Source organism: Enterobacter cloacae complex sp. S2, assembly GCF_015159675.1.
In the GTDB taxonomy this organism is placed as follows: domain Bacteria; phylum Pseudomonadota; class Gammaproteobacteria; order Enterobacterales; family Enterobacteriaceae; genus Enterobacter; species Enterobacter intestinihominis.
Genome location: NZ_JADDTS010000006.1, coordinates 48206 through 67950, shown reverse-complemented (window position 1 = coordinate 67950; position 19745 = coordinate 48206). Strand labels below are relative to the sequence as shown.

17 protein-coding genes and 1 pseudogene are annotated in these 19745 nt (G+C 54.1%); 8 read left to right on the top strand and 10 right to left on the bottom strand.

All coding sequences use genetic code 11. The features are described from left to right. Positions 1-5 precede the first annotated feature (5 nt). The 3 genes from IPZ49_RS04720 to IPZ49_RS04710 all read left to right on the top strand — a co-directional run bounded on the left by IPZ49_RS04720 (position 6) and on the right by IPZ49_RS04710 (position 1967). Entirely contained in the window at positions 6-1328 is a 1323-nt protein-coding gene (locus tag IPZ49_RS04720) for a hypothetical protein (RefSeq protein WP_063932773.1), read from the top strand. Between the two features lie 82 nt (positions 1329-1410). After that, the gene (locus IPZ49_RS23080) at positions 1411-1650 is read left to right on the top strand and encodes a hypothetical protein (RefSeq protein ID WP_023303632.1); all 240 of its coding nucleotides are present in this window, start codon (positions 1411-1413) and stop codon (positions 1648-1650) included. Continuing rightward, the gene (locus IPZ49_RS04710; RefSeq protein WP_023306078.1) at positions 1650-1967 is read left to right on the top strand and encodes a hypothetical protein; all 318 of its coding nucleotides are present in this window, start codon (positions 1650-1652) and stop codon (positions 1965-1967) included. The genes IPZ49_RS23080 and IPZ49_RS04710 overlap by 1 nt, the downstream gene beginning before the upstream one ends. Before the next feature lie 139 nt (positions 1968-2106). Here the strand turns inward: IPZ49_RS04710 and IPZ49_RS04705 are convergent. After that, positions 2107-2301, bottom strand: a pseudogene (locus IPZ49_RS04705) (PTS sugar transporter subunit IIBC); the annotation flags it as partial. 179 nt (positions 2302-2480) lie between these two features. On the opposite strand from IPZ49_RS04705, the gene IPZ49_RS04700 reads away from it, so the two are divergent. Beyond that, the gene (locus IPZ49_RS04700) at positions 2481-3509 is read left to right on the top strand and encodes a Mal regulon transcriptional regulator MalI (protein WP_063145997.1); all 1029 of its coding nucleotides are present in this window, start codon (positions 2481-2483) and stop codon (positions 3507-3509) included. A gap of 55 nt (positions 3510-3564) precedes the next feature. On the opposite strand, the gene IPZ49_RS04695 is transcribed toward IPZ49_RS04700, so the two are convergent. Together IPZ49_RS04695 and manA are read right to left on the bottom strand one after the other, a co-directional pair. After that, positions 3565-5091 carry a YdgA family protein gene (locus IPZ49_RS04695; protein WP_022647926.1) on the bottom strand — a complete coding sequence of 509 codons (1527 nt, stop codon included), beginning with the start codon at positions 5089-5091 and terminating at the stop codon, positions 3565-3567. 99 nt (positions 5092-5190) lie between these two features. Beyond that, entirely contained in the window at positions 5191-6366 is a 1176-nt protein-coding gene (gene manA / locus IPZ49_RS04690; protein ID WP_063145996.1) for a mannose-6-phosphate isomerase, read from the bottom strand. Positions 6367-6565: 199 nt separating this feature from the next. Here manA and fumA point away from each other — a divergent pair, with 199 nt between their 5' ends. Together fumA and fumC are read left to right on the top strand one after the other, a co-directional pair. After that, on the top strand, positions 6566-8212 hold the full coding sequence (gene fumA, locus IPZ49_RS04685; protein WP_022647928.1) for a class I fumarate hydratase FumA: 1647 nt from the start codon (positions 6566-6568) through the stop codon (positions 8210-8212). A gap of 182 nt (positions 8213-8394) precedes the next feature. Further along, entirely contained in the window at positions 8395-9789 is a 1395-nt protein-coding gene (fumC, locus tag IPZ49_RS04680) for a class II fumarate hydratase (RefSeq protein WP_038415960.1), read from the top strand. Here the strand turns inward: fumC and tus are convergent, their stop codons facing one another. The 4 genes from tus to rstA all read right to left on the bottom strand — a co-directional run bounded on the left by tus (position 9790) and on the right by rstA (position 13943). Beyond that, entirely contained in the window at positions 9790-10719 is a 930-nt protein-coding gene (gene tus / locus IPZ49_RS04675; RefSeq protein WP_063145995.1) for a DNA replication terminus site-binding protein, read from the bottom strand. It abuts the gene before it with no gap. A 74-nt stretch (positions 10720-10793) separates the two neighbouring features. Beyond that, positions 10794-12092: a two-component system sensor histidine kinase RstB gene (gene rstB, locus IPZ49_RS04670; RefSeq protein WP_063145994.1), complete on the bottom strand. Its 1299-nt coding sequence runs from the start codon at positions 12090-12092 to the stop codon at positions 10794-10796. A gap of 325 nt (positions 12093-12417) precedes the next feature. After that, positions 12418-12789, bottom strand: coding sequence for an anti-adapter protein IraM (iraM, locus tag IPZ49_RS04665; RefSeq protein WP_022647932.1), 372 nt, complete (start codon positions 12787-12789; stop codon positions 12418-12420). A 437-nt stretch (positions 12790-13226) separates the two neighbouring features. Then, the gene (rstA, locus tag IPZ49_RS04660; RefSeq protein WP_032671147.1) at positions 13227-13943 is read right to left on the bottom strand and encodes a two-component system response regulator RstA; all 717 of its coding nucleotides are present in this window, start codon (positions 13941-13943) and stop codon (positions 13227-13229) included. Between the two features lie 127 nt (positions 13944-14070). Here rstA and IPZ49_RS04655 point away from each other — a divergent pair, with 127 nt between their 5' ends. Beyond that, positions 14071-14406, top strand: a complete 336-nt coding sequence (locus IPZ49_RS04655) for a GlpM family protein (RefSeq protein WP_063145992.1) — start codon at positions 14071-14073, stop codon at positions 14404-14406. On the opposite strand, the gene folM is transcribed toward IPZ49_RS04655, so the two are convergent. From folM to ydgH, 3 genes are all read right to left on the bottom strand, one after another. Next, positions 14403-15125 carry a dihydromonapterin reductase gene (folM, locus tag IPZ49_RS04650; protein WP_063145991.1) on the bottom strand — a complete coding sequence of 241 codons (723 nt, stop codon included), beginning with the start codon at positions 15123-15125 and terminating at the stop codon, positions 14403-14405. The two genes, IPZ49_RS04655 and folM, sit on opposite strands and share 4 nt — an antisense overlap. Positions 15126-15164: 39 nt before the next feature. Further along, complete coding sequence (locus IPZ49_RS04645; RefSeq protein WP_023306086.1) at positions 15165-16547, bottom strand: amino acid permease; 1383 nt, start codon at positions 16545-16547, stop codon at positions 15165-15167. 185 nt (positions 16548-16732) lie between these two features. After that, a complete protein-coding gene (gene ydgH / locus IPZ49_RS04640) occupies positions 16733-17677 on the bottom strand; it encodes a DUF1471 family protein YdgH (RefSeq protein WP_063145990.1) in 945 nt (314 codons plus the stop codon). A gap of 535 nt (positions 17678-18212) precedes the next feature. Here ydgH and pntA point away from each other — a divergent pair. After that, positions 18213-19742, top strand: a complete 1530-nt coding sequence (gene pntA / locus IPZ49_RS04635) for a Re/Si-specific NAD(P)(+) transhydrogenase subunit alpha (protein WP_017384575.1) — start codon at positions 18213-18215, stop codon at positions 19740-19742. Positions 19743-19745: the final 3 nt, after the last annotated feature.

The window sequence follows — 19745 nt, the reverse complement described above, 5'->3', positions numbered from 1 at the left end:
AAAATATGCTTTATAACACTGGCACCATCGCCATTAACGGAAATACAGCCACCGGCACCGGCACGAACTGGACGGCACCGGCCAGCCAGATTCGGGTTGGCCAGACGTTGTTTGTTCTTTCTAACCCGGTACAGATGTTTCAGATCACCGCCATCAACAGTGCGACGTCACTGACGGTTACGCCTGCCGCGTCTCCGGCGTTGAGCGGCCAGAAGTACGGCATTCTTGTTACTGATAGTCTCTCAGTCGACGGCCTGGCGCAGAGCATGTCTCAGCTCATCAAAGAGTATGACGAGAACATTGGCGCATGGGAGACGTTCGCCACCACCTCAGCAAACCAGAACATCACGGTAACCATCAACGGAACCTCCGTTAATATTCCCAGCATTGGTAAATTACTGCAGAAGGGTACGAATGGCGCTCTGGCAGTTAACCAGGGCGGTACTGGAGCAACAACCAAGGAAGACGCTCGCTCAAGTTTAGGTTTGGGAGACTCTGCTACCAGGAACGTTGGAATTGTGTCTGGAAACTTAATGCAGGTTGGATCATTTGGCCTGGGGCAGAACGCGGATATCTCAACTGGAGTGACTCAGCTGCATGTCGGTAATCCATCTTCCAATGTCACACGATTTTCTTACGTCCCGTCGAGCGTTGGAATAGGTTTTTTGCCTAGCCAGTGGCGAGCTGGTTTTGAAATAAAATCTACAGGTGCAACCGGTTTTCAGCTCTGGGCTTCCTCTTATGGAACCACGCCACGTGCGGCTATCAGGATCGCCGATTCATTTGGCAATGGATACACCGATTTTGCAGAATTCTATACAACTGTGAATACAACAAAGGCCAGCGATGGAACGCTTAAGGCAGCATCACCTGTAGCCCGTATTGTGAAAAGCCAGGAGGAATGTCAGCGCACTGATATCGACGAACAAGGATTCTCATGGTGCGGCTGTGGTACGGCGAACGCCGAGGCGGATGGAATAACCATTTCCCGCCTTGATGTTGGGGTTTACATGCTCACCGGTTCGGCTGGTCTTGCCTCATCAGGCTGGCAATTACTGCCGCCAATGGACCCGGGTGGAATGGGAGAACTGGGTGTTGTTGAAGCGGAGCAGACAGAAAGCGGTGGGCTGACAATTCGGCTTTTTAAGCGGAAATACATGCTTAGCGAAGAAGGCGAAATTGTTAAAACAAAAGGGGCTCCTATGGATGTTCCGGCGAACAGCTGGATCGACGTTCGCCTCGATATGCCAGAGGATAGCATCTGGAAAACAAGAGCTTCCGAAGCTTCTCTTGAACTGACAGAGCAGCCTGCCGAAATTCAGCCTTAAAAATTAATAGGCGAACCCAAATTGATCTGCATTCCATTTGAAACTACTGTATATAAACACAGTAATAAATGGAGTGCAGATTATGCCCCGAATTTCAGATATTCAGGCCGCCTTTATTGCGGCCATAGAGCTTAACCCAAAGGGCTACCGCTACCTGAGAACAGACAGCTTTATAGAAAAGTTGCGTGGTTTTAACTGGCACTTCACCCGAGCCGACGCCAATGCATGGATAGAGCGCAATCAGCCAGGCTTCGCTGACAAGACGACAGACGGTAGCGACAACAGGTACTGGATCCTGCGTAACATGGGGAGGGTGCACTGATGGGATTTCCTTCACCGGCGGCTGATTTCGTAGCACCGCGTTTATCTCCGGAAATTATCTGCGGGATCGGCATGGACAGCCGCATCCTCGAAACCTCGTCTGGCTTTGCGGTTATCGAGCCGTGCACCAGACTGGTACAGAATCAGGTTCTGCTAATCCTCAGCGGCGGACGGACTCAGTTTGCCAGGGTCATGGGCAGGGCGCTGATTTGTGATGATGGTGAAGCGATAGAGGGGGAGGCTGCGGAAGAGGTTGAGGTGATGGGGCGGGTGACATTCTTCATCAACAGCGTGATGCAGGATGACAGGGTGGTGTGATGGGGCATGGGTGGGGCATAAAGTTACCGCGAAACGACGTTAGTTCATTGCACATGACAAATCGTATCGCGGCAACATAGCAGAAGTTACCGCACATCAATCCAACATCAAGCCACTTCGTTAAAAGACTTAATAGTCTCCAGATGAAGATCGCCTGCAGTACCGGATTTCCGAGGAAAGGGATTAGAGTAATGACGTCATGGCTGCTTAACGAGCTGCCGATCCCCAGCATGATCCCGCAAAAAGAGAGAAGCGCCACGGGCAGCATAAAGGTTTTGCCCAGTTGCTGGAAAAACTCCCACAGCGATATTTTTTGTGCTGCTTTCGTCGTCATAAAACGACTCCTTAAATGGTAGAAAGAGATTTAACGACCGCGATGGGGCGAGAAGATAAAACGTTTTATCAAACTTTATTGCGCGCTAAATCACATTCTCAGGCTTTTACTGGTAGTATAAAGATAACGTATTGATAAAACGTTTTAGCGATCTCATTCTCAAGGAGTCACGCCACCACATGGCTGTAGCGAAAAAGATCACCATCAACGATGTCGCGCTGGCGGCGGGGGTTTCCGTCAGCACCGTTTCGCTGGTATTGAGCGGGAAGGGGCGCATCTCTCCTGCTACGGGTCAGCGCGTCAACGAGGCCGTTGAGCAACTGGGCTTTGTGCGTAATCGCCAGGCGTCGGCGCTGCGCGGTGGGCAAAGCGGGGTGATAGGGCTGATTGTTCGCGACCTCGCGTCGCCGTTTTATGCAGAACTGACCGCCGGGCTTACCGAGGCGCTTGAAGCGCAGGGGCGAATGGTTTTCCTGCTCCACGGTGGGCGCGAACCGGAGCAACTGCTCTCCAGGCTGGATAAGCTGCTGACGCAAGGGGTGGATGGGGTGATCGTGGCCGGCGCGTCCGGTGTGGGCAGTGAATTGTGTGAGCGCGCGGCGCAGAAAGGCGTACCGCTGGTGGTTGCGTCGCGCGCCAGCTATCTCGACGAAGCCGATACCCTTCGGCCGGATAACATGCAGGCCGCGCAAATGCTGACCGAGCATCTTATTCATCGCGGCCATCAGCGCATCGCCTGGCTCGGCGGTAATAGCTCGTCCCTGACGCGTGCCGAGCGGGTGGGCGGTTACTGCTCCACGCTCATCAAATACGGCTTGCCGTTTCACAGCGAATGGGTGGTGGAGTGTGAATCCAGCCAGAAAAAAGCCGCCGAAGCCATCGGCACGTTGCTTCGCAACAGCCCGACGATCAGCGCGGTGATTTGCTATAACGATGTGATTGCGATGGGGGCGTGGTTCGGCTTGATCCGCGCCGGACGCCAGAGCGGTGAGGGCGGGGTAGAAACGTTCTTCGGCCATCAGGTAGCGCTGGGGGCATTTGCGGATGTCGGTGAAAATGCGCTAGACGATCTCCCCATCGTCTGGGCAACGACGCCGGCTCGTGAAATGGGGTACACCCTGGCAGACCGAATTATGCAGCGTATTGAAAATAGGGACGTGCAGGCCGGGCATCAGATTGTGGCGGCGCGGTTAGTGACGGTGAAGTAATCTCCGCTGCACATCGCCCGGCAATAAAAAACCCCTCATGCGAGGGGTTTTTCGTTTACTGCTGCGGTACTGCCGGCGGCGCAGCCGGTTCAGCCGGTGCCGGAATGCCCAGCGTCGGCATACCAAACATGCCGACAAAATCTTCCAGCGGCATTTTGTCGCCGTTGAGCGTTACCTGGCCATTAGCATATTGCAGGCTGGTGGAAATGGTGTTGTCTTCCACCTTCGTGATGCGGAACATCTGGCCCATCGCCGCCAGGCCTTTCACCTGTTGGTTTGCCAGTTTACCTGCATCTTCTTCACCATACCCTTCGAGTTTCGCAATCTGCGTCATGAACTCGGTTGCCATATCCATCGGGATGGTCAGCTTGCTGTCGAGCGATTTCACGCTGCGGTCAACTTCCTGCGCCAGGGTCTGCGGCTCGCCGGTCGCGGCCGCCGGATCCTTCAGGAACAGCGACAGGTTGAAGTTGGTTTCGCCTTTGTCGTTTTTCCAGCTCAGTGGCGCAACGGTAATTACCGGCTCGCCTTTCAGCAGGATCGGCAGGTTATTAAACAGCACGGCCATCGCCTGCTGCTGGTACGCCTGCGGGTTCTGTTGCAGGGCGGCATCGGTCAGCAGAGCCTGGCTCTCTTTACTGTATTTCTGGCTAAATTCGTGCCATGCCTGGCCGTCAATGTTGCCAATTTTCAGTGACAGCTTGCCGGTACCCAGGTCCTGATTCTGTACTTTCAGGCTTTTCAGGCTGTAATCCAGCTGGGTGTTGATGCTTTTACCGTCTTTGGAAACGTCAGACTTGCCGTCCAGATCCATGCCTTCCAGCACTGCCATCTCTTTACCTTCAATCGCAATGGCGATCTTATCGAGGCTCAGCTTCTGATCGCCAATACGCTCGTCAAAATCGGTCATACGGCTATTGCCGCTGGCTTTCAGGTTGTTGAAGGTAAGCTGAACCTTCTGGTTATATTCATTGACTGAATTCACCAGGCCGCTGGCGGCATCGCCGGTCAGAGAGACATTCTTGCCGTCGCGATCGGCATCAAGCTGGAAATTACCGCCGCTGAAGGCGACTTTATCGGTGCCTTGTTCGTAATTCAGCGCTTTCAGGTCGATGTCGGAACGCGTATCACCGGCATAGCTGATGCGGGTATTGATCTCAAACGGCGACTCATTTTTCGCCATATCGAAAATTGGCTTTGTCACCTCGTTATTTACCAGTACGGTTCTGGCGGATGCCATAGAGGGGATCAGGTTAAACTTTTTCAACTGCGCCAGCGGGAACGGACCGTGGCTGACCACTTCATCCAGTACCACGCTCTGGCCCGGTTTCAGCCAGGCGTTCTGATTGCCCGCTACCGGCTTCACCACCACCTGCATATGGCTGGTAAAGACGCCACGCTGGTAGTTCTGGTAGCTCAGCTCCAGACCTGCTTCAGGCGCGCTGCGCTTAATTTCGCTGTTTGCCTGTGCCATCATCTCTGCCAGACGGCTTTCCAGCTGTTTCCCGGTATACCAGGAAGCACCCGTCCAGATCACGCCTAAAGCAACAATCACTCCTACCGCTACGACCGATTTTTTCATTGCGATTATCCCTAAAATGAAACCAGGCGGTTAAAACCGCCTGGTGTTACAACGCCTGTTACTAGCTTAGCAAGAGTTGTTAAAAAATTCAGTAAGTCCCTAAAGCTTATTAAAAACGCGCGCCAGGCGACCAGTGCCGCTCACGAAGACAGGCGACTCGTTTGCCGGGACAAAAGCGGACTCCCCCGGTTTAAGCAACAGACGCTCGCTACCGTTATGCAACGTCGCTTCGCCTTCCACACAGAACAGGATCGCGGCGCTCTCCTGTGCAATGGCGGTTTCGTCTGCGCTGAGGTCATGCAGGGAGAAGGCAAAATCGTCAACCGGAATCGGGAAGTCCAGCTCTGCGCCGTTTTTCACCGGTTGAGTAAGCAGCTCCGCAGCAGGTTTCGCCACGAACTTCACGTTGGCAACCAGCTCAGGGATGTCGATGTATTTTGGCGTCAGGCCCGCGCGCAGTACGTTATCGGAGTTAGCCATCACCTCCAGTGCCACGCCATTCAGGTAGGCGTGCGGGGTTTCAGCGAACAGGAACATTGCTTCGCCCGGGTTGAGCTTCACCACGTTCAGCAGCAGCGGAGAGAAGAGGCCGCTGTCGTCCGGATAAAACGCGGAAATTATGCGAATGGTGTCCCATGGCTCACCCTGCTGGCCGTTCAGCGCGGCTTTCAGCACCGCCAGCGCGTGGGATTTTTCCTCGCCCTGCATATTCAACAGGCTGGCAAACAGCGCGCTCAGGGCTTCTGCGTTCGGGTTTTCCAGGAAGTGGGCGATCGCGTTGTGAGCCCCAGCGACCGGTTGCAGCAGGGAGATGATCTCGGAAAACTCGCGGAAGGCATTCATCGCCAGGAAAGGGGTAAGGGCGAAAACCAGTTCCGGCTTGTGGTTAGGATCTTTGTAGTTACGCTCTGCGGCGTCTAACGGAATACCGGCGGCATTTTCTTTGGCAAAGCCCAGCTCAGAGGCTTTTTTGTTCGGGTGAACCTGAATGGAGAGCGGCTGGTCGGCGCACAATACCTTGAACAGAAAAGGCAGCTCACCAAAACGATTCGCCACTTTATCGCCGAGCAGCGCGGTTTTGTCGGCATCGATGACATCACGCAGGCTGCGTACCTGGCCGCTGGCATCTTCAATTTTTGAGCTGCTCTTCGGGTGCGCGCCCATCCACAGCTCTGCCATCGGCAGGTTGTCCGGGTTGGCGATACCGTAGAGATCCGTTAACGCAGTTTTACTTCCCCAGGCGTAGTTTTGCACTGAGTTGATGAGTTTTTGCATTATCAAGCCCTAATTCATATGTGGAATTAACTTCGCGTATTAAAGCAATAAACCGAATGGAAGTAACCTGCGGATGTAAAAAGTCGTACTAGTCTCAGTTTTTGTTAAAAAATTGTGTAGGATAAGCTGACTCGCTTTTAAGCCGGGCAGCGGAACATCTGCCCTGAATAAACAGACCGAAGCAGTAAGTGAGAGAACAATGTCGAATAAACCCTTCCATTATCAGGATCCTTTCCCCCTCAGTCAGGATCGGACCGAGTATTACCTTTTAACCCGCGATTACGTTTCTGTCTCTGAGTTTGAAGGGCAGGAGATCCTCAAAGTTGACCCGCAGGCGCTGACGCTGCTGGCGCAGCAAGCCTTCCACGATGCTTCCTTTATGCTCCGTCCGGCGCATCAGCAGCAGGTTGCCGATATTTTGAGCGACCCGGAAGCCAGCGAGAACGACAAGTACGTTGCCCTGCAATTCCTGCGTAACTCTGATATCGCGGCGAAAGGCATTCTGCCGACCTGCCAGGACACCGGCACGGCGATTATCACCGGTAAAAAAGGCCAGCGCGTCTGGACCGGCGGCGGTGACGAAGCGGCGCTGGCGCGCGGCGTCTACAATACCTACACCGAAGATAACCTGCGCTATTCGCAAAACGCGGCGCTGGATATGTACAAAGAGGTGAACACCGGCACCAACCTGCCTGCGCAGATTGACCTCTATAGTGTCGACGGTGACGAGTACAAATTCCTCTGCATTGCCAAAGGCGGCGGTTCAGCCAACAAAACCTATCTTTACCAGGAAACCAAAGCGCTGCTTACCCCGGGCAAGCTGAAGAACTATCTGGTTGAGAAGATGCGCACCCTCGGCACTGCGGCCTGCCCGCCGTACCATATCGCGTTTGTGATTGGCGGTACGTCTGCTGAAAGCACCCTGAAAACCGTTAAGCTGGCCTCAACCAAATACTACGATGGCCTGCCAACGGAAGGTAACGAACATGGTCAGGCGTTCCGCGACGTGCAGCTTGAGCAGGAACTGCTGGCCGAAGCGCAGAATCTTGGGCTGGGCGCGCAGTTTGGCGGCAAATACTTCGCGCATGACATTCGCGTGATCCGCCTCCCGCGCCACGGTGCATCCTGTCCAGTGGGGATGGGCGTGTCGTGCTCTGCGGATCGTAACATCAAAGCGAAGATCAACCGCGACGGCATCTGGATCGAAAAGCTGGAGAACAACCCGGGCAAATACATCCCTGAAGAACTGCGTAAAGCGGGTGAGGGCGAAGCGGTACGCGTTGACCTGAATCGCCCAATGAAGGAGATCCTGGCGCAGCTTTCGCAGTATCCGGTTTCAACGCGCCTTTCCCTGAACGGGACGATTATCGTGGGCCGCGACATCGCCCATGCGAAGCTGAAAGAGCGCCTGGACAACGGTGAAGGGCTGCCGCAGTACATTAAAGATCACCCGATCTACTACGCAGGCCCGGCAAAAACGCCTGATGGGTATGCTTCCGGCTCGTTAGGCCCAACGACGGCGGGCCGTATGGACTCCTACGTCGACCAGTTGCAGGCCAACGGTGGCAGCATGATCATGCTGGCGAAAGGCAACCGCAGCCAGCAGGTGACGGACGCGTGCCACAAGCACGGCGGCTTCTACCTCGGCAGCATCGGCGGCCCGGCAGCGGTGCTGGCACAGGGCAGTATCAAGAGCCTGGAGTGCGTGGAGTACCCGGAACTGGGTATGGAAGCGATCTGGAAAATTGAAGTGGAAGACTTCCCGGCGTTCATTCTTGTGGATGATAAAGGTAACGACTTCTTCAAACAGATCCAGTCTTCCCAGTGTTCGGCGTGTGTGAAGTAATTCTGTAAATTGCCGGGTGGCGCTGACGCTTACCCGGCCTACATTCTCGTAGGTCGGGTAAGGCGCAGCCGCCACCCGACATCAAAAAGAGCGCACAAAGCGCCATAACGTTTCTCAGAAGTCATCAATACTTATCTCTTAAGCATGTGAGCAATCCCATCTTTGTTATCAAGGAGTAAGTAATGACAATGCATCGCCGCGAGAAAGACTCCATGGGCGCCATCGACGTCCCGGCCGACAAGCTATGGGGCGCGCAAACCCAGCGTTCGCTGGAGCATTTCCGCATTTCGACAGAGAAAATGCCCGTCTCGCTAATCCAGGCGCTGGCGTTGACCAAACGTGCTGCCGCCAAAGTCAATCAGGATCTGGGCCTGCTGGATGCCGATAAAGCCTCGGCCATCATCAATGCCGCCGACGAAGTGCTGGCGGGCAAACATCCCGACGAATTCCCCCTTGCCATCTGGCAGACCGGCTCAGGCACCCAGAGCAACATGAACATGAACGAGGTGCTGGCGAACCGCGCAAGCGAGCTGCTTGGCGGCGTACGCGGCATGGAGCGGAAGGTTCACCCGAATGATGACGTGAATAAAAGCCAGAGTTCCAACGACGTGTTCCCGACGGCCATGCACGTGGCGGCCGTCATCGCTATCCGCGAGCAGCTTATCCCGCAGCTCAACGCGCTCAAATCTACGCTTAACGAGAAAGCGCAGGCTTTCGGCGACATTGTAAAAATTGGTCGTACGCACCTGCAGGACGCCACGCCGCTGACGCTTGGCCAGGAGATCTCCGGCTGGGTGGCGATGCTGGAGCACAATCTTAAGCATATAGACAACAGCCTGCCGCATCTGGCGGAGCTGGCGCTCGGCGGAACGGCGGTTGGCACCGGGTTAAACACCCATCCCGAGTACGCGGTGCGTGTGGCCGAAGAGCTGGCGAAGATCACCGGGCAGCCGTTTGTTACCGCCCCGAATAAATTCGAAGCGCTGGCGACCTGTGATGCGCTGGTCCATACCCATGGCGCGCTGAAAGGGCTGGCAGCCTCGCTGATGAAAATCGCCAACGACGTGCGTTGGCTGGCCTCCGGCCCGCGCTGCGGCATCGGCGAAATCAGCATTCCGGAAAACGAGCCGGGTAGCTCCATTATGCCGGGTAAAGTAAACCCGACGCAGTGCGAAGCCATGACCATGCTGTGCTGTCAGGTGATGGGTAATGACGTTGCGGTCAACATGGGCGGCGCGTCGGGTAACTTCGAGCTTAACGTCTATCGCCCGATGGTGATCCACAACGTACTGCAATCGATTCGTCTGCTGGCCGATGGCATGGAGAGCTTTAACGAGCACTGCGCGGTGGGCATTGAGCCTAATCGCGAGCGAATCAGCCAGCTGCTGAATGAGTCCCTGATGCTGGTCACGGCGCTAAACACCCATATTGGTTATGACAAAGCGGCCGAAATCGCTAAAAAAGCGCACAAAGAGGGGCTTACCCTGAAAGCCTCTGCGCTGGCGCTGGGCTACCTGACGGACGCCGAGTTTGATGCCTGGGTCCGCCCGGAAGCGATGGTGGGCAGCATCAGGTAATCACTGCGCCACATACAGGTGCAGCCGCGGGATAATCAGCTGTAGCGGCTGTGCCTGGGGTTTATAGCGATGCTGAACGTTTTCAGCATCGTAGTTTAGCAGTTCTCCGATATCCGGCACCACCGCACCCTGATCGGCATCGTAGAGCGCAATCAGCGGTGTCGGGCAGGCGTGTTGCACCTGCTTTTGCTGTCCCGCATACCAGACACGAGCGATAGGCTGCACCTTCACCGGACGCTTTATTTTAAGACGGGTATCAGCCGGCAGGGAGGCAATGCTGTGGTACTCCTGCTCCAGCCGTTCAATCCACTGTTCCCGCGACCACGGGGCGACCGTTCGCGGCGATTTCAGGCTTTTCTCCAGCTGAGCCAGGATCTCGTCGCGCGTGAAGTTTTTAATGATGTGCTTGTTGGCCCAGCCGAAGCGCAGCGTGGCGGGGTGGCGCAGTACCGTCAGCGTGCGGTAAGCATTCAGGGTGATCAGCCCCGGAAGCTGGCGATGCACCCATTCAAAACGGGCAGCCGGTGCCAGCCCGGACTCAACGGTCACGATTTTCTCGAAGGCGGCTTTCAGCGTATTAATATGCGTAATTTGCGCCTCAATGGCTTCACGTGTTGCGGTATCCGTTTGCAGACAGATGACGCCGGGCAGGCGAACGGCGGCCTTACTGCTGCGATTTTCGGACTGCTGCTGGATGAAAAGGCGGCGATAGTGCTGCAACGTCAGTTCCAGCGCCACTTTACCGATATGCTGCGTTACCTCAATGGTGTTCAGCGGGTCGTGTTCCGCGCCTTTCGCCACCTCGGGCAGGGAAAAGACGCGGGCGGCCAGCAGGCGGCAGCCCTGTAGTTGCGCCGTCAGGGTCAGTAACGCCTGCTCTATTTCCCGAAATGTGGTGTTAAGCCTTTCGATGAGATCGTAAGTCGCCATAATAGCCCTTAATTAGTTACAACATACTACTGATATAGCACAACACGCCGGGTCAGGCCAGCGTGCGGTTTAGTTCAGGCAGGTACGGGAAGAGGAATGTTGTGATAGATCGGCCAGCTAAAGACGAACCGGGCCCCGCCCAGCTCGCTCGCTTCGCAGCGAACCGAACCGCCCATCGCCTGGGCAATAGAACGGACAATAGCTAGCCCCAGACCACAGCCGCCGGTAGCACGGTCGCGGCTGGGGTCGAGGCGCACAAACGGCTCGAAAACTTTTTCACGCTCCGCTGGCTCAATACCGGGGCCATCGTCTTCCACACACAGAATTGCCTGGCTCCCCTGCAAATCTAAACCTATGCGCAGCGTGGTTTCGCTGTAGCGCATGGCGTTGTTCATCAGATTATCCAGCACGCGTTCCATCAGGCGCATGTCCAGCGCGCCGTACGCGCCGGGGGTAATGGCTGTAAGCAGTTTTCGCTGAGGGTTAACGCTCTGCACATCGTTAATATGCGTCTGTAGCCAGACGGGAAGATCCGGCGTACTGAGGTGCAACTCCGTCTGAGGCCGATCGAGGCGGGCATAGGTCAGCAGCTCTTCAATCAGCGCTTCAAGCTGGCCAATATCCCGATTGAGGGCCTGCGATTCTGCGGCGGTGAGGTTCTCGCTCATCTCCAGGCGATAACGCAGGCGTACCAGCGGAGTGCGCAGTTCATGCGCAATGCCGTCGATAAGCTGCTTCTTGCTGGCAATCAGGGCGTTGATGTTATCGGCCATCTGGTTAAAGGCAATACCGAGACGGTCAAAACTGGAACCACTGTCGAAATGTATGCGTTCAGTTAAATGACCCTCCCCAAAACGCTGTGCGGCGGATTCCAGTTTCAGCATGTCCTGCCAGTGCGGTCGCATCCAGATGAACACAGGGAAAGCGAGCGAGATGGCAATAAAGCCCAGCAGGGCGAGATCCAGCAGGCGCATCTGGTGCAGGTAATAGAGATAGGGCACTGGCCCGACGGCCAGGACATAGTGGCTGCGCGGAATACGCTGAATGAAGGTATATTTCTCGTCCAGTGCGACGATGTCTCCGTCGCGCAAACGCTGCATCGCCGGCGGCGCTAAATCAAAATCCTTCATGGGTTCGATACGCAGATCAAACGACAGATTCAGATCCAGCTCTTTTAACGTACGTGCCCAGTCATGCGGAGGAATTTCGCGCAGCTCGCTACGCATCAGGTAGAGCGAGCTTTTCATCAGATCGTCCAGGGATTGTCTGCCCGCACGCTCTGCGGTGAACTTATAGACCAGCCCGACCAGCATGGTCATCACCAGAAAGCAGACAAACAGCAGTAAATAAAACTGAACAAACAGCTTTTTCATTAATTTCACCGAAACAGGGGCTTCACTACACGTCTTTTACCAGCAGGGTCGCTATGGGCGCAAGTCAGGCATGATGCGTTGAAAAGGGGGTAATCGTCGAAAGGTAATAAAACACGGCATCGCTTTATTCCATCAATGCCCGGGTAATCCGTTTACGCTTCGCTATACGAGTTTATTTGCGATTGAGAGTATTTGTGAATCAGAATAACAATGACAAAGGCCACCTGCGGGTGGCTTTATTTATGGCGTTTACCAGTGAGAGGTATCCGGCGCAAACGGTGTGACAAAGATACTTATCTTTGTAACCTGAACATTACCACATTCGTTAATGTCTGGATTTGACTGTGCTGACAATCAGTGGATTCGTGGCAAACCCATGCGGACACTTACGCGCGTTGCAATGCACCGCGTAGGTACATATCTCCTCTTCCTGGTTTCGATTGTATGGGCAGGCCATCTTGTTTTTAATTTCACTCCATAACATCTCGTTGTAAGGGGAGATGTTGTATATCGATATTGGCTTGAAAACGCCATTAATGAAGACGCCATTCTTTGTCGGATATATCCTATCGCCGGGGTACAAATAGACATCGCTTTCATACCAAATGATGAGTTTCAAGAACTTGAGTCCCAAGATGCTTGAATAAACGATTCCCGTGTTAGGACAAATTACCGAGCTAATGACTCTCCATGACATTGCTATACCTCGTTCATTAAATAATTGAGAGAGTATAAGGTTTAGCATGAGAATTAGATTTCTGCAAACGCGTAAGCTATTGAAAAAGATCGATATTATTTATATGCTAACTATATCCCCTTTGTTTTCATAAGGATAAGATAATAATTTAGTCAATTGTAAAGTTCATTTTTAACACAATGTGCATTTAAGTGACGGATTTTTGATCGATAATGGTTCCTGAACTGCTGAATATATATTGTACTATAGCAATGAAATACATTAGAGCTACTTTTGTTTACGCTAAAAATGCACATCGAAATTGAACAGGTAAGAGGAATGTGAACAAGGGATATTTCATGACTGACGATGCATATAATCGAAAACTTACGACGTATACCGATAACATTCCTGATGCATCGCAAGTTATTTTTCGAAATTTACTGTGTAGTTTTTTTTCAGGTTTCCCATGCGTGCGGGGCAAACAGGTAGCCCTTATTACGTACGGTTTTAATGCGGTAGGGCTCGGTGGCGCTGTCCTGCAGTTTTTTTCGCAGGCGAGAAATCGCCACATCAACGCTACGATCCATTCCGTCGTAACTTACGCCGCGCAGATTTTTCAGCAATGCATCCCGGTCCATAATTTGCCCGGCATGAGTTGCCAGCTCCCACAGCAGGTCAAAATCTGCGGTTGAGAGCGCAATTAGCTCCCCGGAAAGCATAACCTGTCGGTTGACCGGGTCGATAGAAAGCGTGCCGAACCGCATCGCCTTATGCGGCGTTAAAGAGGGCGCAGGCGCTTCACGCTCAGCGCTGGCACGCTGACGCAGATGAAGGCGCAAACGGGCAAGCAGGACCGCCGGCGGCGTGGTTTTCAGGATGTAGTCATTCGCGCCCATCTCAAGGGACAGAATATGATTCATATCGCTGTCGAGAGAGGTCAGCAGCACGATCGGGCCGTCCCACTTCGCGCGCAGATCCCGGCAAAGCGTCATGCCATCTTTTCCGGGCAGCATAATGTCCAGCAACACCAGGTCCGGATTTTCGCGGGTGACGACGTCTTCAGCGCGATCGCCACGAGGTTCGACAACCACTTCAATATCATGTTTACCCAGATAAGCGGCGATCAATTGACCCACTTCGGGTTCATCTTCAACATAAACAATCTTATTCATACTACGTCTGTCATCGCGAAAAACGTCAACATACACCGCACAACCTTAACCTTCCATTAATCTTTCATAATTAGCCGGAGTTCCGTTATCCTGCACGGGAATGTTATTTGATTGTTAAGGGAAAAGAATGGGGCTGTTGATCAAAGCCGCGCTGGGTGCGCTGGTCGTGCTGCTGATTGGGGTGCTGGCTAAAACGAAGAGCTACTACATTGCCGGGCTTATCCCGCTGTTTCCCACCTTTGCGTTAATTGCGCACTATATTGTGGCCTCTGAGCGGGGTATAGAGGCGCTGCGTGCCACCATTGTATTCGGGATGTGGTCAATCATCCCGTATTTCATTTATCTGCTGTCGCTGTGGTACTTCACCGGTTTTCTGCGTCTGCCCCTGGCGCTGGGCGGGGCGGTGGTCTGCTGGAGCCTCAGCGCCTGGGTGCTCATCTTCTTCTGGAGCCGCTTTCACTAGCGCAGCGGGCGGCCACCGTCCACGGCAAACGTCCTTCCCGTGACGTAACAGCTGGTCAGCAGATAATCGATCAGGTCGATCACCTCTTTCTCGCCGGGCGCAATTTTCATCAACGACTTGTTAAGCGCCTGCTGACGATACTCGGCATCATCGCCCTCGTTAAATAAAATCATCGCCGGGGCAATCGCGTTGACTTTTACCTCGGGGGCCAGCTTGCCCGCGAACGAGCGAGTCATATTATCCAGCGCGGCTTTGCTAGCCGCGTAGGCGATGTGTTTATCGCTGCCTCGCTCCACCACGTAATCGGTGAAATGGATAATGTCGCCTGCGGCATGGCCGTGTCCGCGTAGCAGATCCTGTAGGGCATGGTTGAGCAGATAAGGCGCATTAACGTGGATCTGCATCATGCAGGCGAGCGTTTCGCTGAGCGAATGTCCTGCTTTTTCAGGAAGCCAGGTACTGGCGTTGTGAATAACCGCCCGCAGCCCGGGGGTGGTCGATTTCACTTTTTCCGCGAAAGCAAGAATACCTTCATCCGTGGAGAAATCCGCCTGAATGCAGACGGCTCCGGCATGTCGTAGCCCTTCAATGGAGGGATATTCCGTGCGGTAACTGACGATAACCGGATGGCGAAGATTGAGAAAGTGATGGGCGAGGGCGAGGCCGATGCGACGGCCTGCGCCAGTGATCAATATTGGGCGTTGCTGCGTGTGTCCCATCGTAATCTCCTTTTCAGTTCAACAATGGGACAGGCGGCGCTATCCCATTAACATCCACGTTGCCGGTACGGCAGCGACTAACAGCAAACCTATCAACGCCATTTCGCGGCGCTTAAGGGCATTATCAAGCTGATGCGTACGGCGAGCGTAGATAAACACCAGCAGGCCTGGCGCGTAGAGCACCACGGACAGCAGCAGATGCATCGGGCCGGAAGCATACAATAACCATAGACCGTAAATACAGGCACCTACGCCTACCGCATAGTGTGCCGGGCGGGTCGCAATTTTTAACAGATATGCGCCCACTAAGAAATAGGGTACCAGAATCATCTCGGAGGCGATGGTCAGCAGCGTGTTATAGTCCGAACCTGTGAGCCAGATCAGCACCAGACAGACCTGCACGCTGATGTTGGTGAGCCACAGAGAGGCCGATGGCGCACTGTTTTTATTCTGACGGGCAAACAGGCGCGGGAACGCTTTGTGCGTGGCGGCCAGGAACGGAACTTCCGCCGCCATAATGGTCCAGCTCAGGTACGCGCCGCAGACGGAGACAATCAAACCTGCCGCGATAACCACATCACCCCAGGGACCGAGCATTTTCACCATCAGCCCGGCCATGGACGGATTACGCATCTCCGCCAGTTCAGGGCGGGCCACCACACCGAGCGACAGCAGCGTCACCAGCAGATAAACGCCCAGCGCCGCCAGGACGGCCAGCAGTGTGGCGCGTCCCACGTCGCGTTTGTTACGCGCGCGGGCAGAGACCACGACGGCACCTTCAACACCGATGAACACCCACAGGGTAATCAGCATGGTATTTTTCACCTGCTCCCAGACGGGAACGCCCAACGCAATACCGCTGAAATCGAGCGTAAAGACATCGAGACGGAAGGCGAGGAAGGCCAGCACGACGAACAGGCCAAGCGGCACCAGCTTGGCCAGCGTCGCCACCAGGTTAATGCTGGCCGCGGTCTGAACACCGCGCAAAATCAACCAGTGAACAATCCACAGCAGCACCGAGGCGCCGACGATGGACTGCCAGGTATTGCCGTCACCAAACAGGCGCAGTTCGGGCGTATCGGTAAAGAAACTGAGCGCCGAGAAGACGATAACCAGATAGGAGACGTTGGCGATCACCGCGCACAGCCAGTAGCCCCAGGCGGAGCAGAAGCCAATCAGCTCGCCAAAACCTTCACGGGCGTAAGTGAATATTCCGCCGTCCAGATCCGGTCGGATACGGGTCAGCAGCAGCATGGCGAACGCCAGCAGCAAAATCCCGACGCCGGTGATGCCCCAGCCAATTAGTAATGCGGCCGGGCTGGCGACGGCCGCCATGTTCTGCGGCAAACTGAATACGCCCGCGCCCAGCATTGAGCTCAATACAAGTGCAGTTAACGCACTCAGGCCAAGTTTCTTTTCCATTGGCTTCCTGTTATGAATAGTCCAAATCCAGAATAATTATTTCGCTAAGGCGCATAAAAATGGTGGATCACGCTAAGGCGCGGGATTTTACGGAGTGTGACGGATGCATGCAATGACATGGGGCAGAAATCAGAAAAAAAGTAACAAAAAAGGCGGCACTGCGCCGCCTTTATGAAACCGTTTTGTTACTTGTACAGATCGGCACTGATGGTCAGGTTGTTGCCACGTTCCTGCCACTGGCGGGTGATGTGGTAATACTTCGCGCCTTTCTTCGCAGCACGCTTCGCCACCTGATAGGAGATTTCTGTCATGTTGCCATAGTTGCCCGTAAACTTGATGCTGTCGAACGGCACCATCTGCGCGGCAGTGGCTTTGTTCAGCTCTTCAATTTTCGTGCCGTCTGGTAACGTAACGGTATAACGACCGCCTTTGGTGGATTGGGTTTCAAAGAAACGACCCACTTCAGCGCTTGGTGCCGCAGACGTTGCTACGCCCGGAATTTCAACTTTCTTCGCTTCTTCACCGCCTTTTGCTAACGCAGCACGACCGGCTTCTGAATCCGCTGGAATCGCATCCGGGCTTTGCACTACGCGTTTTTTCGCATCTTGCTTATAGATGAAGGCGGTAATGCGCTGGTTTCCGCCCTGGTTGGCATCAACCTGACGCACGATATAAAACGCGTAAGCGCCTTTTTCTCTCGCGGCTTTGGTGATGGCATCGTTAACTTCAGGCTGGCTGCGGTAGAAGCCCTGAACGGTCACGGTGTCATACGGTTCCAGCTGAACAGCCTGATCTTTCGGCAGTTCAACAATGCCGTTAATCACGCGGTTTTTCTGTTGATCTGCCTTTGGGGCATTCTCTTTGTACAGCGCAACAGTCACGCGCTGGTTACCGCTGTTGCCCTGATCGGACTGGTCAACAACGTAAAACGAGGCAGCGCCGTTCTTATCGGCGGCTTTTGATGCGGCGGCGACGGCATCGCCAATGGAATTATACCGACCCACAATGACCGTATGGTCAAAAGGTTTTAACGCTGCCGCTTGCTCCGGCGTCAACTCTGTCGCAGCATTCGCTGACAGGGCGGTCGCGGAAAGAAGTGCGGACGCCAGGAGTGTGTTCTTAAGCTTCATAAAAATAATCCTTCGCCTTGCGCAAACCATGTACTGGTGTTGTTGTTAATTTGAGACGGTCCCGATTATGGCATTTAACACCCGTCGCTGTCTGCGGCATTTTTCACAGCCTGTGCTCAGCAAAGGACCTGATTCGATAACATTTTGTGATATGTGGAAAAAACAGGCGTTTCACAAGAAAAACTGATTAAGCATATGACTTTTACAAGTTAATTTAATGTTAATGAGTTGTTCTTTTATGGCGCTATATCATGTTTTTACCGCTTCGCTTGCGCGATTTATCGGTCCTGAAGGCGAATTTAAGGTAAATATCTCTGTCAGTGACCCCGATCGCTTATTTTTCACAGATAAAATAAGAAATAGTGTTTTCTGGCGGTAGATCACGGGCGCTATTTTCAGTAGGTTATAGAAAGTTTGTTACTGTTTTATTTTCCGGGGTTAATCATTCTCCGTCGTTATCGCGATGGTGAAAATTGATACGAACCGCGGGCAATTATCGACAAACCATCATCACAAACCGATGGAAGGGAAAACTATGCGTATTGGGGTACCAAAAGAACGGTTAGCCAATGAAACCCGCGTAGCGGCAACACCAAAAACGGTGGAGCAACTGCTTAAACTGGGTTTTACCGTCGCGATTGAAAGCGGCGCGGGCAAACTGGCGAGTTTCGATGACGAGGCCTTTACTCAGGCTGGCGCGGACGTAGTGGACGGTGCTGAGGTCTGGCAATCACCCATTATTCTGAAGGTAAACGCACCGGAAGAGAGTGAAATTGAACTGCTGAACGCGGGCACGACGCTTGTGAGCTTTGTCTGGCCAGCCCAAAACCCGGAGCTGATGGAGAAGCTGGCGGCACGCGGTGTCACCGTGATGGCGATGGATTCCGTGCCGCGTATTTCGCGCGCGCAGTCTCTGGATGCGCTGAGTTCTATGGCAAACATTGCCGGCTATCGCGCCATTGTCGAAGCTGCTCATGAGTTTGGTCGCTTCTTTACCGGTCAAATTACGGCCGCAGGCAAAGTACCACCCGCGAAGGTGATGGTAATTGGTGCCGGTGTGGCAGGTCTTGCCGCTATTGGGGCCGCAAACAGCCTGGGCGCTATTGTTCGTGCGTTTGATACCCGGCCGGAAGTGAAGGAGCAGGTGCAGAGTATGGGCGCCGAATTCCTTGAGCTGGACTTCAAGGAAGAAGCGGGCAGCGGTGATGGTTACGCGAAGGTCATGTCTGAAGCCTTTATTAAGGCGGAAATGGCGCTCTTTGCGGCGCAGGCAAAAGAGGTGGACATCATTGTCACCACCGCGCTTATTCCGGGTAAACCGGCACCGAAGCTGATCACCCGTGAGATGGTGGATTCCATGCAGCCGGGCAGCGTGATTGTCGATCTGGCGGCGCAAAACGGCGGTAACTGTGAGTATACCGTGCCAAATCAGGTCACGACGACCGCGAACGGCGTGAAGGTGATCGGTTATACCGACCTGCCAGGACGTCTGCCAACCCAGTCCTCTCAGCTGTACGGCACGAACCTCGTTAATCTGCTGAAGCTGCTCTGCAAAGAGAAAGACGGCAACATCACCGTTGATTTTGATGATGTGGTGGTGCGCGGCGTGACCGTGGTGCGTGAAGGGGAAATTACCTGGCCTGCACCGCCGATACAGGTTTCCGCTCAGCCTCAGGCTGCGCCGAAAGCGGCGCCTGAGCCTGCAGAACCAGCGAAACCTGCGTCGCCGTGGCGCAAATACGCCATCATGGCGCTGGTCATTATCCTGTTTGGCTGGCTGGCGGACGTCGCGCCAAAAGAGTTCCTTGGCCACTTCACCGTCTTCGCGCTCTCCTGCGTGGTGGGTTACTACGTCGTGTGGAACGTTTCCCATGCGCTGCATACCCCGCTGATGTCGGTTACCAATGCCATCTCCGGGATTATCGTGGTTGGGGCATTGCTGCAAATTGGTCATGGCGGCTGGATCAGCTTCCTGAGCTTCATTGCAGTGCTGATCGCCAGTATCAATATTTTCGGTGGTTTCACCGTGACTCAGCGCATGCTGAAAATGTTTCGTAAAGGCTAAGGG